14 protein-coding genes are annotated in these 17,055 nt (G+C 65.4%); 1 reads left to right on the top strand and 13 read right to left on the bottom strand.

Going from position 1 to position 17,055, the window contains the following annotated elements; genetic code table 11:
- Positions 1–21: 21 nt before the first annotated feature.
- The 7 genes from AC1DK9_RS04670 to AC1DK9_RS04640 form a co-directional block, all read right to left on the bottom strand.
- The gene (locus AC1DK9_RS04670) at positions 22–1,437 is read right to left on the bottom strand and encodes a GNAT family N-acetyltransferase (protein WP_476915137.1); all 1,416 of its coding nucleotides are present in this window, start codon (positions 1,435–1,437) and stop codon (positions 22–24) included.
- A 64-nt stretch (positions 1,438–1,501) separates the two neighbouring features.
- Positions 1,502–2,248, bottom strand: coding sequence for a cytidylyltransferase domain-containing protein (locus tag AC1DK9_RS04665; protein ID WP_476915136.1), 747 nt, complete (start codon positions 2,246–2,248; stop codon positions 1,502–1,504).
- Entirely contained in the window at positions 2,245–3,372 is a 1,128-nt protein-coding gene (gene pseC / locus AC1DK9_RS04660; RefSeq protein ID WP_476863144.1) for a UDP-4-amino-4,6-dideoxy-N-acetyl-beta-L-altrosamine transaminase, read from the bottom strand. Before pseC ends, AC1DK9_RS04665 begins: the two co-directional genes overlap by 4 nt.
- Positions 3,373–3,376: 4 nt before the next feature.
- Entirely contained in the window at positions 3,377–4,363 is a 987-nt protein-coding gene (gene pseB, locus AC1DK9_RS04655) for a UDP-N-acetylglucosamine 4,6-dehydratase (inverting) (protein ID WP_476863143.1), read from the bottom strand.
- Positions 4,364–4,534: 171 nt separating this feature from the next.
- Positions 4,535–5,431, bottom strand: coding sequence for a glycosyltransferase family 2 protein (locus AC1DK9_RS04650; protein ID WP_476863142.1), 897 nt, complete (start codon positions 5,429–5,431; stop codon positions 4,535–4,537).
- Positions 5,431–5,844, bottom strand: coding sequence for a DUF2304 domain-containing protein (locus AC1DK9_RS04645; RefSeq protein ID WP_476863141.1), 414 nt, complete (start codon positions 5,842–5,844; stop codon positions 5,431–5,433). The genes AC1DK9_RS04650 and AC1DK9_RS04645 overlap by 1 nt, the downstream gene beginning before the upstream one ends.
- A 3-nt stretch (positions 5,845–5,847) precedes the next feature.
- On the bottom strand, positions 5,848–6,621 hold the full coding sequence (locus tag AC1DK9_RS04640; protein ID WP_476863140.1) for a glycosyltransferase family 2 protein: 774 nt from the start codon (positions 6,619–6,621) through the stop codon (positions 5,848–5,850).
- A gap of 144 nt (positions 6,622–6,765) precedes the next feature.
- Between AC1DK9_RS04640 and AC1DK9_RS04635 the strand changes: the two genes are divergently transcribed.
- Complete coding sequence (locus AC1DK9_RS04635; RefSeq protein ID WP_476915135.1) at positions 6,766–8,850, top strand: DUF6541 family protein; 2,085 nt, start codon at positions 6,766–6,768, stop codon at positions 8,848–8,850.
- An 80-nt stretch (positions 8,851–8,930) separates the two neighbouring features.
- On the opposite strand, the gene AC1DK9_RS04630 is transcribed toward AC1DK9_RS04635, so the two are convergent.
- The 6 genes from AC1DK9_RS04630 to glf form a co-directional block, all read right to left on the bottom strand.
- Complete coding sequence (locus AC1DK9_RS04630; RefSeq protein WP_476915134.1) at positions 8,931–9,992, bottom strand: ABC transporter substrate-binding protein; 1,062 nt, start codon at positions 9,990–9,992, stop codon at positions 8,931–8,933.
- Positions 9,993–10,086: 94 nt separating this feature from the next.
- On the bottom strand, positions 10,087–12,084 hold the full coding sequence (locus tag AC1DK9_RS04625) for a DUF6541 family protein (RefSeq protein ID WP_476915133.1): 1,998 nt from the start codon (positions 12,082–12,084) through the stop codon (positions 10,087–10,089).
- 43 nt (positions 12,085–12,127) lie between these two features.
- Positions 12,128–12,868: an ABC transporter ATP-binding protein gene (locus tag AC1DK9_RS04620; protein ID WP_476915132.1), complete on the bottom strand. Its 741-nt coding sequence runs from the start codon at positions 12,866–12,868 to the stop codon at positions 12,128–12,130.
- Between the two features lie 17 nt (positions 12,869–12,885).
- Positions 12,886–13,776, bottom strand: coding sequence for an ABC transporter permease (locus AC1DK9_RS04615; protein WP_476863135.1), 891 nt, complete (start codon positions 13,774–13,776; stop codon positions 12,886–12,888).
- A complete protein-coding gene (locus AC1DK9_RS04610) occupies positions 13,773–15,788 on the bottom strand; it encodes a glycosyltransferase (protein WP_476915131.1) in 2,016 nt (671 codons plus the stop codon). Before AC1DK9_RS04610 ends, AC1DK9_RS04615 begins: the two co-directional genes overlap by 4 nt.
- Positions 15,785–16,972, bottom strand: coding sequence for a UDP-galactopyranose mutase (gene glf / locus AC1DK9_RS04605; protein ID WP_476863215.1), 1,188 nt, complete (start codon positions 16,970–16,972; stop codon positions 15,785–15,787). Before glf ends, AC1DK9_RS04610 begins: the two co-directional genes overlap by 4 nt.
- Positions 16,973–17,055: the final 83 nt, after the last annotated feature.

Genomic DNA, 17,055 nt, shown 5'->3' with positions numbered 1-17,055 from the left:
GCGGACCCTCCTGAGGGTGGATCAGTCGCCGGCCTTGGTGAGCTCGTACCAGTCTTCGTTGTCGATTCTGGTCAGGCCTCCGGTGTACCCGGCGGCCTGGAAGAGCCGCAGTGAGGGCTGATTGGACGCGAGCATGGCCGCGTGCAGCGTCTTCCCGGGGTACTTCGAGCAGAAGAACCGTTCGGCTTCGTGGAGCATGGGGCCGGCCAGGCGCCGCCCGCGCATGCTGGCACCCACGGTGATGGAGACTTCCCAGTTGAGGGGGTCCAGGGCGTGGAACCTGACCGTGCCCGCGGGGGCGCCGTCCATTTCGGCAATGAGCAGGCAAACTTCCGGGTTGGCGACGGCAGCCGCAACCCAGGCGACGTGCGAGTCCCACGACAGTTCGTTCCTCGTACGGGATACCTTTCGAACCGATGGCTCGTTGCGCCAGTCGAAGAGCTGGGAGGCGTCCTCGATCCGCGCGGGCCGGGCGTTGAGTCCCGGCGGAGCCTCAATGATCTCGGCCCAAGCGGCCACAATCCTGTCGGCCCCGGCGCCATCAACGAGTTCGCGCGACCGTGCGGAAAGGCGTTCGCGGCTTTCAGTGTCTGTGAGGAGTTGTCGGAGCCCCGCGGTGGCCAGGCCCTCGTCCAGCTCGCCCGAACTGGCATCTCCCAGTCCCGCGGCCATGCCCTCGGATGTTGCGAAGCGGTAGTTGTCGCCCTGGTTCTCGACCAGCTGCACCAGTGCCGTCGGCACGCCCAGGGCCGCGAGTTCCCATGTCGTGGTGCCGGCACCGCTGAGCACCAGATCCATGGAAGGAAACAGCTTGGGGAGGTCAAGGGCGGGCGGCACGATCTCCAATTCCTGCCCCTCCCCCAGCGCCACGGGCACTTCCGGCCGCCCTGCTGACACGACGAAGCAGCGCGAGGGAATTCCCGTCTGCGCCCACCAGCCCAAGCAGCGGGCTGTCATGTCCCTCGCGTCGGTGCCGCCCATGACTATCATCATGTTGGGTTTTCCCGGCTCGGCGTCCGCCGGCCTCGGCGACGCCGTGGGGAGTGCCCGGATGGCACCCCGGATCGGGATGGCGGCGGCGCCCCGCAGCAGGCGGTGGGAACCGTCGGCGGGCCGGTAGCGGGTCTCGGCCGCCGGCGACGGGTCGACGGCCAGGTCGGCCGGCCGCCGTCCGAAGGGCCCGTCCTCCATCGAAGAGAGGAGAATTCCGGCCTCGTTGAGCAGGGCCCTGGCTTCGCCTTGCTCGGCGTAGGTGTCGATGTGGACGACGTCGGCCTCGGCCTCGCGCGCCAGTTGCACCAGATCCTCCGCGCTGTCCGGCCGGGCATACCGCACCGGACAGCGGGCCTCAACAAGCTCGCGGCCCATGGCGCTTTCCACATCGCCGCTGAATACGACGTCCCACCCCGCAGCTAACGCGGCCTCCGCAACCGCCATGGTCCGCACAACGTGTCCCAGCCCCTGGGCCTTAGATGAGTCACACCGCAGCAGTACGCGCACTTTAGCCTTCGTTCAGAGGTTTCTGTTCGATATGCGCGTTAAGCGCCACAATATCGGGACGGCTCCGGAGGACCGCCACCACGTCGCGCCAGCCTGGCGGCTGGTCCGGCAGCAACCTGACTACCTCGTCCAGCAGTTCCGCGTCCTCCGCGGTGTCGAGGGTCACGCGGAAATTCGAGCTCCCGGGCGAAAAGGTCAACGCCGCGCAGTCGAATCCGGCGCCCTCCTCGTACAGGGCGCTCGTCACGTGGGCACGGTGGTAGCTCTCGGTCCGCTCGTTCGCCCGAGCCAGCGCAGCGGAGGTCGCCAGTTCCACGTCGAGGCCCCGGGGCAACGAGCGAACCTTCGTGGTTGAGACGTAGTCAAGGTCCGGGTCGTGGCGCCAGATCGAGACGACCTGGGCAATAACTGTTGGATCGAGGAGCGGGCAGTCCGAGGTCAGCCTGACAACAGCATCGGCGTTTGTCGATTCCGCAGCGCCGATGAAGCGGCTGAGGACGTCGTCCTCACTCCCCCGGACCACCTCAATCCCGTGGCGATCGCCGAATTCGACGATCGCGTCGTCACCCGGCGCGGTAGACGTGGCAATTACGACCTGGTCGATGCCGGCCGCAGCCTGCGCTGCGCGCACGACCCAGTCAAGCACCGGCCTGCCGCCCAGGTCCCGGAGGACCTTTCCGGGCAGCCGGGAGGAACCAACCCTCGCCTGGATTACCGCAACGACACGAAGTGAGTGTCCGTCCTTCACGATCCGACTACGTCCAGAACTTGATCGACGACGGTGTTTACTTCGCTGTCCGTCAGGCCCGGGTACAGCGGGAGGGATATCTCCTGCTGGTAGTACAGCTCCGCTTCGGGGCACATGCCGCGGCGGTACCCAAGGTCCTCAAACACCGGGTGCCAGTAGGCGGGAATGTAATTCACCTGCACTCCGATGCCGCGGCTCCGGAGTTCGTCGAAAATGCTCCGCCGGCGGCTGGCCTCGACCCGGAGCGGGTAGAGGTGCCACGCCGGGGCAGCGCCTTCCGTGGTCTGCGGCAGCATCAGGTTGTCGTTGCCCGCGAATGCGGCGTTGTACGTATCGTGGATCTCCTGCCGCCGTTTCCGGAAGCCGTCCAGCTTAGCCATCTGGCTGATCCCCAGGGCGCACAGGACGTCCGGGAGCCGGTAGTTGAGTCCGAATTCGTGCACTTCCTGGTGCCAGGCGCCCTCGTCGGGGTACCGGAGCTCCGACTTCTCCCGCACGAGGCCCTGGCCCTTGAACCGCCGGGCGCGCAGCGCGAGATCCTCGCGCGGAGTGACAACCGCGCCGCCTTCCGCCGTCGTCATGTTCTTCGTGGGGAAGAAGGAGAAGGTCGTCAGGTCAGCAAGCTTGCCGACCGGCTCGCCGTGCAGCGAGGAGCCAACCGAATGCGCCGCGTCCTCGATGAAGACTGCTCCGGCGTCGTGCGCGAGCCGGTTGAACGCCGAGGCATCGACAGGCAGACCGGCGTAATCCACGGCGGTAATCGCACGTGTCCGCGGTGTGACTGCCGCCGCCGCGGCGTCGAGTGCCAGGTTGCCGGTGGCGGGATCGATGTCGGCGAAGACCACCTTGGCCCCGGCGATGGCCGCCGTCGCAGCCGTCGCGACAAACGTCAACGGCGTGGTGACGATCTCATCGCCGGGCTTGATGCCGGCCGCCACGTAGGCGACGTGAAGTGCGGCGGTGCCCGAGGTTACTGCCACAGCGTGGGATCCGCCGGCAATATCCGAGATGGCGGCTTCGAACTCGTCAACCTTCGGTCCGGTCGTCAGCCACTCACTGCGAAGAGCCTCGGATACCGCTTTGATGTCGGATTCGTCGATGGACTGGCGACCGTACGGGAGCATATTGCTAGAGCCCTTCCGCTTCAAACATGGCGCGGAGCTCTTCCACGGAAAGGAAGACCTCGTTGCCGTCAGACTGGTAGCTCCACCCGTCCTTGACCGCGACCCCGTCGGAGGGTGCCTCGTAGCCCCAGCCACCGAGGTGCGGCATGACCACGTAGCGGTCGCCGACCGAGACGGTCCGGCGGGAGTCGTCGGCAGCAATCATTTCTTCGTGCAGCTTTTCGCCGGGGCGAATTCCGATTTCGTGGGTCACTGCATTGTCGTCAACGGCCTTGGCCAAATCGGTAATGCGCACCGACGGAATCTTCGGAACGTAAAGCTCGCCGCCCTGCATGATTTCGAAGGAATCGAGCACGAATTTGACGGCCTGTTCCAGGGTGATCCAGAAGCGGGTCATGCGGTCGTCGGTTACCGGCAGCGACTTTCCTTCGGCGTGCATCTTCTTCCAGATGGGCACGATCGATCCGCGCGATCCCATGACGTTGCCGTAGCGGACCACGCAGAAACGGGTGTCGTAGGCGGCCGCGTAGTGGTTGCCGGAGATGAAGAGCCGGTCGGCGCAGAGCTTCGTGGCGCCGTAGAGGTTCACCGGGCTGGATGCCTTGTCGGTGGACAGGGCCACGACTTTCTTGACACCGGCGTCGATAGCGGCGTCGATCACGTTCTGCGAGCCCTGCACGTTCGTCTGGACGTATTCGAACGGGTTGTACTCCGCCGTGTCGACCTGCTTCAGTGCCGCTGCGTGGATGACGTAGTCAACCTTGTGGAAGGCCCGGTCCAGGCGGTGCCGGTCGCGAATGTCGCCGATAAACCAACGAAGGCGGGGGTCATTGTTGAACATGGCCCGTGCTTCGTGCTGCTTCAGCTCGTCCCGACTGATGATTACCAGTCGGCGGACATCGTGGTTATCCAGGATTTCCTTGATAAGGGCCTTGCCAAGAGAGCCTGTACCGCCCGTGATCAGTACCGATGAGCCGCTCAGTAGGGACATTCTCAAACCGCCTTGATTTTCATGTAGATAAAAAGTCTATTTGCTTATTCGACACAATGTGTGCCGAGGGAGCACCCCAGCAAGCCTACCAGCACGTGCTGCACCGCCGACCGCCGGAACAAATGCTCCGCGTTGCGGGCAGATGCCCGCGCCACTGCCGGAGCGGTGAGGTCAGGGCCTGACGGCGTGCGTGACCAGCTTGCGCAGGCCGGGCCACATTCTCTTCGAGACCACCTTCGGGGTCAGGGTCACGGCGTTCAGGCGTGACGTCAGGTGCCAGCGCGCGGCGCGGGCGGCCGAGGTCCAGCCCTTGGCGGTGAAATCGCGGACGCACTCGTCGAAGAAGGCGCGCTCCTCGGCGAAACGGCGGCCGTCCAGCGCCCGGACCGAGGAGTCGGACTCGCGGTGGCGGCGGTACTGGAAGCACACCGTGTCGACGACGGCCATCTTGCCGCCGCTGAGGGTGATGTCGATGGCCAGCGCGAGGTCCTGGACGACGTCGTACTGCGGCCGGAAGTCGTGCTTCTTGATGGCCTCGGCGCGCCAGGCCACGGACGGGAAGTACAGCCAGTCACCTACCATGAGGCTTTCCGCGATGGCTTCGCCGGAGACGATCGCTTCCGACGTCTTGCCAACCAGCTTGTGCCGGAGGAACTGCTTTACGGAGTCGCCCAGCGGCTGGTACACGGCGCCGTTCTCGTCGATGACCTCGACGCCCGGCTGGACAATGCTGACTTCCGGGTCCTGGAAGGCCTTGCGCACCGTGCTGATGTAGTTCGGCAGCATCAGGTCGTCGGCGCCCATGATGACCACGATGTCGTGCTCAACCAGGCCCACGCACTTCTTGTAGTTGCCGTTGGCGCCGAGGTTGGCCTCGTTGCGGTAGTACCGGACACGGTCGTCGGCGGCCACGAGTCCGGCAAAGTACTCCGGGAGGGTGTCGTCAGGGTAGCCGTCGTCGACGATCGTGAAGCGGAAGTCCTTGTCGTCCTGTGCGAGTACGGAGGAAACAGCAGCCTTCATCATGGCTACGTCCCCGTAGTACGGGAACATTACGTCAATTGTCACTATTTTCTTCTCTCGGTTGGCGGCACGGCGGAAGCCGTTGCGGCCTCGCCTGCCGTCGGCTGGATTGGTTTGGATTCCCGTTGGAGTCGTTCCACGGAGGATCGCAGGATGGCAACTTCCTCGGCGAGGATGCGGGTCTCATCCTCAAGGATGGTGAGTTCGCGGGACACGTGCAGGCTGACGCCCACAAGCAGCAGGATCGCCAGGGCGAACAGCAGATTGGACGGAACGACGACGCCGACCAGCGCTGCCGCCCAGTTCAGGAGTCGGGGGAAGATGCCCAGGATGATGGTCAGCGTGCCGATGACCAGCCACAGGATGGCGTACTTCTCCCGCAACCGGCCGTTGCGAAGCATTATGAGGACTACTGCCACCATCACGATGGACAAAATCAAGGAACCTGCAACGTTCATGCCTTAGGCACTTCCCTCTCCGGCAATGTCGCCGGACAGCGGCGCATGTAGTTCGGCCGGGCGCGGAGTCCGGCGGCGGGCCAGCGCGAAACACAGGACGAGGCCCGAGCGCGCAAGATAAATGGATGCTTTGATGGGCCCCTGGCTGGGCGTACCGGCCTGGCGCTCCTTCATTTCGACCGGCACCTGGGTCACACGGCAGCCGGACTTGACTGCCACCACCAGTGAATCGATGGTGTCCCCAAGGTATTCGGCCGGGAAATGCGAAATGTACTGCCGCAGTGCGGTTTCGTTCGCGGCGCGAAATCCTGAGGTGACATCGGTCAGCTGCGTCCCGGCCACCGCGGAGATGACCTTGGCAAGGAAGAACATGGCCCAGCGCCGGGGGCCCTTGGCACCATAGTTCCCCTTGCCTGCGAAGCGGGCCCCGATCGAAATGTCGGCGTGCTCCAGACCGGCCAGGACACGGTCGATGTCGTGGGGATCGTGCTGGCCGTCCGCATCCACCTGGATCACGGACTTGTAGCCGTTGCGGAGCGCGTACTTGAATCCCGCCCGCATCGCCCCTCCGACACCCAGGTTGAAAGGCAGCCGCAGGACCGAAGCGCCGGCTTCCCGGGCGATCCTCGGAGTGTCGTCCTTCGAGCCGTCGTCGACGACGAGAACATCGTGTTGGGGGACTACAGCCAGGACTTTCCGGATGGTATTGCCGATGGCCTCGGCCTCGTTCCAAGCCGGCATGACGATTAAAACGCCGGAACGCTGTGAGTTACCCATGGTTTGAAAGTATAGCAACGTGCAACTGCCGCCCTTTTCCGGCCCGCCGGTTTCCACTTCCGGGCCGCCAGGGTGCCCGCCGCCGGATTCGTGGCCCGGTGCGCATACTTGTAGGGTTGGCTGTGAACTTAGGAGACTTGATCAATGACTTGGTGGGAAACGCTTCCTACGCTGGCAGCAACTGCGCTGGTTTACTTCCTTCCCGGTTTGATGATCCTGGCAGCGGCCGGTCTTCGCCGGTTGAACCTGGTGGCCCTGGCCGCGCCGGTATCGGCGTCCGTATCAGGGACGATCGCCATCATCCTGCCGTATCTGAAGCTCCCGTTTAACCCGGTGAGCTACTTTGCCGTCAGCGTGCTCGCTGCGGCAACGGTGGCAGTATTCAGGCTCGTCCGGCGCCGTCGTCGTTCAGCGGCTGGTACCGAAGCCGCCGGCACCGCGGAAGCGGGCAGCCGCTTCACCGGCTTCCTGGGCGCGAACTTCCCTCTCTCCCCCGCCGACACCGGAATCTGGCTGGCGCGCCTGGCGATCCCCGCCGCCGTCCTCATCCCGGCCGCGATCATCAGCCTCCGCTACGTCGTGGGCTTCGGATCCCCAGACAGCTTCTCGGAGACGTTCGACAATATCTACCACCTGAACGCGGTCCGCTACATCGCCGATACGCAGAACGGCTCGACGCTGACTATCGGCAACCTGACGGCCGCATCCAAGGGACTGTACCCGGCGGCCATGCACGACTCCATGGCCCTGGTCCTGATGCTCGGTGCACCGTCGGTCATGGCAGTAGTTAACGTCGGGACCATCGTTACCGGCGCCATCGTCTGGCCGCTGGGTTGCCTCTTCCTGATCAGCCGGATCGTCGGCTACCGGCCGATGCCGCTGCTGGCGGCGGGCATCCTCTCGGCCGGGTTCAGCGGTTTCCCATACCTCATGGTTGGCTTCGGCGTCCTCTACCCCAACCACGCCGCCATCGCCCTGCTTCCCGCCGTCCTTGGCCTTGCCATCGAGTCGCTCGGCATGTCGCGGACTCCCCCGGGCTCGCCGCTGGCACCGGTGCTGGCCCTGGCCGCCACCGTTCCGGGCCTCGCCCTCTCGCACCCCAGCACGCTGGTGGCGCTTCTTGGCTTCTCCGCGCCCGTAGTCGTCGGCCGCCTGATCCGCTCCTGGCTGGCTGCCCGGGAAGGTTCCGTGTCGAAGCGGCAACCGCAATTGTGGCTGGCCTTCACGGTCGCATACCTGCTGGGCACGGCCGGCGTCTGGATGGTCGCCCGACCCAACCTCAGCGCCGCCGGGTGGACCCCGTTCCAGACCAACGCACGGGCCATCGGCGAAATCCTCGGCAGTGCTCCGATGGGAACCACGGCCGCCTGGGTCATGCTGGTCCTGACCATCATCGGGCTCTACGTCGTGGCACGCCAGATTCGCCGGTACTGGTGGGTCGGCGGCATGTACGTCGTCGGTGGCGTCCTGTACCTCGTGGTGTCCAGCTGGAGCAACGGCACCTTCCGCGATTTCCTCACCGGCGTCTGGTACACCGATAGCTTCAGGCTCGCCGCGCTGCTCCCGGTGGTGACGCTCCCCGTCGTCGTGCTGGGCGCGGAATGGGTGGTCTGGCGGGTCCGGGCCTTGACCGGCGCCCTGATCGCCTCGGCCAAGGTGCGGGCGGCCGGCCGTCCCCGTGCGGCCGCAGGATTGATCGGCCGCTTGCCGGCCTCCTCCGGGATCGCCGTGGGCTGCGCCGTGCTCCTGGTTCTGGGCATCGGAGCGCAGGGCGGGACGCTGTCCCGGGTGCAGGACCGCATCAGCACCACGTTCACCACGACGCCCACGTCCACGCTGCTGTCCACGGACGAGGTCTCGCTGCTCAAGGAGGTGGCGGACATTGTTCCCGAGGGCGACGTCGTGGTGGGCAACCCCAGGACCGGGGCCTCGCTGGTCTATGCGTTCTCCGGCCGCCGTGCCCTGGCCCCGCACATTTTCGGAATCCGAACCCCGGAGGAGCAGCTGTTGCTTGACCACTGGGACGAAGCGGCCTACAACTCTGCGGTGTGTCCCGCCGTCAAGGCGCTCAAGGCTTACTGGGCACTCGACTTCGGAAACACCGAGATCACCCCGCGGGCAGAACCCCTGGTCGGCGTCCGCGATCTTGCAGACGACACCGCACCTGGGATGAAGCTGGTCAAGGCCGTGGGCGGGGCCCGGCTTTTCCGGGTCACCGCCTGCGGGTAGCAGGAAAGTTCCGCTCTTCCACAGGATCAAAAAAGAACCGGGCCGCGACTATCGTCGCGGCCCGGTTCTTTGCTTACAAGCTACTTTTTGGCTGCCTGGCGCTGCCGCTCGAAGTACGCTTCCTTGGCCAACTCCGGAACGATGTTCCGGCTGGCCCAGGCGGCGCCCAGGGCCGAGCCTGACCGGAGTGCCTGGTCCTCGACCCCGGCGGCGTAAAACAGCGAGGGCTGCCGGGCCTTCGACAAGGCCGGGATCTTGCCGCCCACACGCAGGGTGGCCATGTCGTCCTGGCTGACCGACGCCACCAGGATATCCGCGGCGAGTTCGTCGGCGCGTTCATGCGGCCACACGTAGGAGGCTGGCGATTTTTGGCCGCCCGGCGCACGTCCCTCTTGCTTGACCGCAGCCAGCGAGGGGGCCGGCACAAGTCCGAAGTCCTTGAGCATGCCCATCGCGACGGAATCCTCCGACGACACCTGGATATCGGCACCATCAGCAGAAGAAACTGTCACGAAGAGAACAGTTGTTCCTTTGAGGCCGGCGTAGTCGCGCACCGAGTCCCTGATGGCCCCCTCGGTCTTGGCCTGCAGTTCGGCGGCAGCGTCACTGCGCCCGAGCGCCTTGCCTAAGAGGGCCGACGCCTGACGCCAAGCCGGGCCGGAACCCGATTCCATCGGCAGCACCACCGGCGCGATCTGGGACAGCTTGTCGTAGTCCGCACGGCTGATCCCGGCGCCGACGGCCAAGATGACTTCCGGGTCAAGGTTGCGGATGTCATCGAGCGGCAGCGCGATCTTGTCGCTCAGGAGGAACGGAGGGGCGCCATCGATGTCGCGCATCGCGGCAGTGAACCACGGCGACGAGGCGGAGCCGGAAATCCCCACCGGAGCCAGGCCAAGCGCGGCGCAGGCATCGGCGTCGGCGCTGCTCAAGGCAACAACGCGCATGGGCGGCGCGGCCACCGTCGTCGTCCCGTAGCTGTGCGAAAGGCTCACGGGGAACGCGCTGGCTGAAACCGCGACGGTCTCGGTTCCCTTCTTCGCGCTGCATGCGGGCAGCGCCAGCGGCAAGGCGACAATCGCGGCAAGGAATCCGCGCCGGCCGATCGCCTTGCCGGTGGTTGGTCCGTTCAGCGGCGTCATGCCCATATTTGAATCCTCAGTATTTCGGTGGTGAACAATGATGCGGGCCCGCTGGACAGGTCCGAGTGTATCGCTTGCAAAGTGATCGGCCCCGCTACCTGCATGCGGTCAATTTCAGGAGCTTGGCCGCGCCGTGCTGATCGACCACGCTGGCCACGCCCGCCTTCTCAAGGTCGGCCAGGCCGGGCGCTGGGTGATGCTCGTTGTTGACTTCCTGCGTGCCGAAATCCAGGACATAGCCGATGCCGAGCCGCGACACCGCGGGACAGACTTCCGGGTCCGTCCGGGCGTTCCGCAACCGCGCCAGGATGATTTTGTCGTCGGGGTTTTCCTTGCTGATCAGGATGTGCAGCTGCATGGTGCGCCGGTCCGCCAGCGCGTAGGCGAGGGCACTGCCGTTTCCAGGGTTCGAGGCGATCACCGAGTCCGCCGGAACGTACTTGTCCAGCTCGGCCAGGACGGCGGCTTCATCGGATGTGAGCAGCGGGGACTCCGGCGTCAGCGCATAGCTGCCGCGGGCGAGGGAGACCATGTCCGGAACGCTGCCCAACTGGGTGAGGACCAGGAGCGCCACGGCGCCCACCGCGGAGACGGTGGCCTTTACGGGCTTCCTGGACAGCAGCGGGGCCTGCAACGTCCCGGCCGGGGCCGCCTTGCTGCTTGGCGCGCCGTTGCCCGCACCGGCGAGCCGGGACCGGAGCCAGGTCCAGGCCGCTGTCGCTCCCACGGCCGCCGGCACGATCACCGCCACCGGCAGCAGGGCGGCCAGCCGGTAGCTGTCGCTGTACCAGCTGCCGGAGAGGAGGTAGCGCAGCCGGCCGGCCGGGAAGCTGGACACGGCGACGAAGAGCAACACCGCGATCAGCAGGACACCAATCAGCCACCACTGCCGTTGCCTGCGGGCGGTTAGGACGACGCCGATCACGGCAAGTACCGAGATGGCGACGGCGGGTGAGGTACCCAGGGGCGCATTGCCCGCGACCTGCAGAAGCGCCCGCGGAATGGACTGCACCGGCGGCCAGAACGCTGCCGCAAAGGACGGCCGGGCAAGGATCCAGAGCCCGAGGGCCGCCGCGCCGCCGACCAGGAGGGCGATGCTCCAGGCCACGCACCTGAGCTTGTTCGCGGCCCAGTCCCGGCGCCATTTCAGGACCGAAACCACGTACACGTACAGCACGGCGGGCGACAGGAAGGCCAGGAAGGCCAGGAACGTACTGGGGTGCGCCTGGGCCACACCGGCCGATGCCAGCACCAGCACGATCAGGGGCAGCGGGCCGAGAAGCTCCGGAACCGCCGAAAGCTTCAGGGCCTGCACGCCCAGCGCCAGCAAAGCAGGGAGCAGGGCGAGGGAAAGAAGGTTGGGATAGAGAACCCCGAAGTGAATCATCAGCAGCGGAAAAGCCCCGAATCCGGCGGACAGGATTCCCGCGATCACTGCGGCATCCCTGCGTTGGCCCAGGGCCTGCTGGCAGAGGTAGACGCACCCCAGGGGCCAGGCGATCGAGGCGATGGCGATGTTGCCGGCGTTGACGGCAACGGGAATCGGCGCGGCCGAGGTCTGTGTGACCAGCGAGATGAAGGCATGCCAGCCGGCCGGATAGAACCCTCCGCCGGTCATGGCCCCCAGCGTCAGCGACGACGCCTGTCCCGTGTCCTCGATGTACCGGATGGCATTCAGGTGGAAGATGTTGTCAAAGGTCTGCGAGATGTGCTCGGGCGAGCCGATGATCTCGACCATCCGCGCGCAAATGACGGCACCGCCGACGGCCGCGCCGCCGAGTGCCCACCAGAAGCGCTGGTCGATCGCCCGCCCGCCRTGGGGCTCCCGCCACTTCGTCGGCAGCGCGCGCCGGACACCCAGCGCGCCGAGGACGGCGACGGCGGTAAGGCCGGCAACCGGCCACAGCGACCACGGGATTTTCAGGAACGGGGCGAGCAGGCCCGCTACCGACACGAGCGCCATCGACAGGACCGGGGACAAGGCAGCCACGGCAAATGCCTTCAGCCCGAGGGCCCGGCCCAGGACCAGTCCGGGCACGAGCAGCACCAGGACGGCCGTCAGAACCGAGGGCAGGCTCGTAAACCAGGACATCTGTGTGGCAACTCCTCAAAGCGGTGGGCGGCGGAAAGCGGGTCTAGGACGCGGCAGCCGACCTGCGCCGCAGTTCCGTCACGACTTCATCGACCGGCCCGTCGAGAACCACGTTTCCGTGCTCCAGGAGGACCCCCCGCTCGCAGACGGTGGAGACGAGGTCGAGGTCGTGGCTCACCACAAAGAGCGTCTTGCCGGCATCCGCCAGCTCCTTGATCTTCGCGATGCACTTGCGCTGGAAGGGTTCGTCGCCGACAGCCAGGATCTCATCGATCAGGAAGATCTCCGGGTCCGTGTGCACGGCAATCGAAAAGGCCAGGCGCAGGTACATTCCCGAGGAATAGAACTTCACCTCGGTGTCGATGAACTCACCGATTTCGGCGAAGTCCACGATCGAGTCGAACATCTCGTTGATCTGCTTCTCCGACATGCCGAGGATGGCGCCGTTCAAGTAGACATTGTCCCGGCCGCTGAGATCGTGGTGGAAGCCCGCCCCGACCTCGATCAGGCCGGCGACCCTGCCCCGGGTACGCACGGTTCCGGCGTCGGGCTGCAGGACGCCGGAGATGAGCTTGAGGAGGGTCGACTTGCCGGAGCCGTTGAGGCCAAGCAGTGCCACTGTCTCGCCTTGGTGGACATCCAGGGAGACGTCCCGCAGCGCGTCGAACACCTTGTACATGTCCCCCTTGCGCCCCCGGACGAACCAGACCAAGGCCTCCTTGAGGGATCGGGTGTGCCGCAGGACGAACTTCTTCCGTACGTCCTTGCACGTAATTGCCAGCATTTTCTCCTGCACGGCCATCACAGCTCCTGGGCGAAACGGACGGACAGTTTGCGGAAGACCAACTGGCCGACAAACAGGACCAGCAGCGAGACGCCGAGCGCCACCGGCGCCCAGATGGAGGCGAGGCCGTGCATGACCGGGGCGGCTGCGAGCTGGTCCGAGTTAAGCGTCGGATACCAGAAGCCCCAGTGGAAGATCTCCACCCCGACAGTCATCGGGTTCAGCTGGTACAGGAAGAAGTACGGTCCGAGGGCCTTTTCAACCATGGTCCAGACGTACAGTACCGGCGATGCCCACGTCACGATCATGAGGATCATGTCGACAATGTTTTCCGAGTCCCGGAAGTAGACGTTGGCGGCGCCGAAGAGGAGTCCCAGCCCGGTGGCCAGGATAGCTACGATGACGAAGGCCAGGGCAATGGCGGCCAGTTGCAGGATGCTCGGCGCCCAGCCCGCCAGGAGGCAGGCACCGATGAGGACCACCGTCTGGGGAAGGAAGTGGATGGCCGACACCAGGAGCGTCGAGACCGGAAACAATTCCCGCGGCAGGTAGATCTTCCGGATCAGGTCCCGGTTGTCCACGATCGAGCGCGTCGAGTTGCCAAGGACTTCGACGAAGAAGTTAACCAGGATGATTCCGGAGAACAGATAGATCGCGTAGTTCGGGGTGCTGCCCTGAAGGTTCAGGAAGATGCCGAGCGCCACGTAGTAGACAAGGAACTGCATCAGGGGCTTCACATAGGACCACAGCAGGCCCAGGACCGAGCCGCGGTAGCGGACCTTGATTTCCTTGCGGACCAGGAGCTTCAGCAGGAACCACTGGCGGAAGACGTCCCGCAGACCGGCCCCTTCGCCGGGTGTGGACAGCGGCGAAACCACCGCGTTTCCACCGGAGGGAATGGCGGTCATATCTTCGCTTCTCCCCTCTCGTAATCTTCGACCGACACAGCTGCGAACGTTTCCTGCCAGGCCTGCTGGCCGGTGAATGCGGGGAGCGCGTCCTTGTACCTGCGGGCGTTGTTGTCCCATTCGGCCATCAGCTTCATGTGGAGCCGGACGGTGCGCAGGAGCATGCTTCCGAACTGCTTCCGATCACGCTTGTACCAAGAGGCGCCGCTGCCGTCCGAGGACGAAACGAGGGCCGAGTCAAGGCTTGCCAGCCTCCACCAGCGGGCCTCGACGGCCGGAACGGCCACCTGCGGATTGGCCATTGCGTCGTCGCGGACGGGGCGAAGCTGGCGCAGCAGTCCGGTTGCGGCGCGCACGAGCGACTCGGCCACGTAGTTCGGTTCGTGGTCGGCGTCCACTTCGCCGGAGCCGAGGACCCGCGGGAAGGAGTGCAGGTCCGAGGTGATCTGCGCGTCGGTGAAGCCAGCGCGGGTCTTCCGGACCCAGTCCAGCCTCTCCGCAATCGTGGCGTGGAGGTGTTCCGGCCCGCTGAGCACGTCCTCCAGCGCCTTGAGCCGGACTTCAACGGCCGAGTACTGCATGGAGATCAGGTGCCGGACATCCACCGCGATGCTTTCGAATGGCATCCGGCCGCCCTTCTTCCGCGGGGAGTGGCTCAGCGCCGCCACCCACCGGTTGCGCTGGTGGTAGTACGCCTGCCAGTCGATGGTGTCGTCTTTTTCGCTCCAGGGCATGTGCCACACAGCGGCGCCGGGCAGGGTCACCGTGGTGATGCCATGTTCCTTGGCGCGGATTCCGTATTCGGCGTCGTCCCATTTGATGAACACGGGGAGGGCGTAGCCGACCTCGCGGACGATTGAGGTGGGGATCATGCACATCCACCAGCCGTTGTAGTCGACGTCGATCCGGCGGTGCATCCACGGCGTGGTGCGCAGGTTACTGGCGCCAAAGTCGTGCGCTTCTTTGGTGTTCACGGCCGGGCGCCAGAAGTAGCGGCCGTCGTCCACCTGCTCGCCGTAGGTGTGCAGTACCGAGCGCTCGTAGAGGTTGAACATGTGGCCGCCCACAATGGTGGGAGTCCGTGTGAAGTCCGCGAAGTTGACGGCACGCAGGATGCCCTCTGTCTCGATGCTGACATCGTCGTCCAGCAGCATGACGTACTTGCTGCGTCCGTCTTTCAGGGTCTCGTCCATACCGCGCGAGAAGCCGCCGGATCCGCCGATGTTGCCCTGTTCGATGACCTTGAGCCGGTCGCCGAGCACCGCCGCCTGTTCCTCGAACTGCGGCTGGGCGCGGACCTTGTCGGTGCCCTGGTCCACGAGGATGAAACGGTCGAGGATGTCGACGACGCCGGCGTCCCCGGCAAGCGTGCCGATGTGGCGCAGGGCGTAGTCGGGCCGGTTGAAGGTGGTGACCGCGATAGACAGCGTTCCGGGCACGAAGCCTTCGGGCTCCTGAACGGACCATCCGGCGCTCTTTAGTGCTACCGGTGTTCCGTGGGCCACCAGGTCGAACCAGTACCAACCGCCGTCCACAAAGGACTTCAGCGGCAGGTCAAAGGTGACTTCGCCGCCCTGGGATGCGTGCGTGCTCTCCACCCGGTTCGCCGTGCCCCGGGGGCTGGAACGGTACACGATGACCGTCGCTTCGGCGTCGACGTCGACCGTCAGCCGTACCGAGTCCACCGCGGTGTGGTTCCGCCAGTAGCTGGCGGGGAAGGCGTTGAAGTAGGTACCGAGCGACACCCTCCGGAACGCCGGCAGCGTCATGCTGTTGCGCCCGGTGATGAAGCCCGAGTGCTGGTGCGACGTGGCCGGAACGGTCGGCGGCGCCGAGATCCGGCCGCGCCGCAATGCGCGCTTGGACAGCTGCACGACGCGCTGGACCGGGTTGAAATCGACATACAGCGGCAGAACGTCCGTGTCGCCGTCAACCGGCAGCACGACGCGGTGGACGGTCCGGAACGCGCGCAGTTCCTTGGCCGGTGTCGATTTCTCCACGGCTACGCTCATGCGTCCACTCCTCCGCTTTCGATCTTGGCGCCGGCCTCGAAGTGCGGGCGGATCTTGTTCTCGAACATGGTCAGGGCCGAGCCGATGGCCATGTGCATGTCCAGGTACTTATAGGTGCCGAGGCGGCCTCCGAAGAGCACGTCCCGTTCCGCGGCCGCGAGATCGCGGTACTTGAGCAGGCGTTCGCGGTCCGCCGCGGTGTTGATCGGGTAGTAGGGCTCGTCGCCCTTCTCGGCGGCGCGGGAGAACTCCCGCATGATGACGGTCTTTTCCGTCTGGTAGTCGCGCTCCGGGTGGAAGTGGCGCGGCTCGATGATGCGCGTGTAGGGGACGTCGTCGTCGTTGTAGTTGACCACCGACGTTCCCTGGAAGTCTCCGACGTCGAGGACTTCCTCCTCGAAGTCGATGGTGCGCCAGGAGAGGTCGCCCTCGGCGTAATCGAAGTAGCGGTCCACCGGGCCGGTGTAGACGACCGGGATGTTGCCGACGACCTTGTCCTTGCTGTACTCGTGCGACTCGTCGAAGAAGTCCGTGTTGAGCCGGACCTCGATGTTCGGGTGCTCGGCCATCTTCTCGATCCACGCGGTGTAGCCGTTGGTCGGCAGGCCCTCGTACTTGTCGTTGAAGTAGCGGTTGTCGTAGTTGTAGCGCACCGGGAGCCGGGAAATGATGCCGGCGGGCAGGTCCTTCGGATCCGTCTGCCACTGCTTGCCGGTGTAGTGCTTGATGAACGCCTCGTACAGCGGCCGGCCGATGAGCTGGATGCCCTTGTCGTTCAGGTTCTGCGGGTCAGTGCCGGCGAGTTCCCCGGCCTGTTCCTTGATCAGGTCCTGGGCCTGGCCCGGGGTCAGGTTCGCACGGAAGAACTGGTTGATCGTGGCCAGGTTGATGGGGAGGGAGTACACCTCGCCCTTATGGACGCCGTAAACCTTGTGCACGTAGTTGGTGAAGGTCGTGAAACGGTTGACGTACTCCCACACGCGGTCGTTCGAGGTGTGGAAAAGGTGCGCGCCGTACCGGTGGACTTCGATGCCGGTCTGCTCCTCCTTCTCGCTGTAGGCATTGCCGCCGATGTGGTGGCGGCGGTCGATAACGACGACCTTCAAGCCCAGCTCAGTGGCGGCCTGTTCTGCGATTGTCAGGCCGAAAAAGCCCGACCCTACGATGACGAGGTCAGCGGTCACAAAATCTCCTGGTTCGAATGTGGGCAGCGCAACGTTGTGCATTGTCTGCTGCTCTAGACTACCGAGGCTTTCACCGGTCCCAC

The organism is Arthrobacter sp. 01T414, assembly GCF_056398965.1.
Note: the sequence above shows the minus strand (reverse complement) of the source record. Positions and strands in the feature narration are given on the sequence as shown.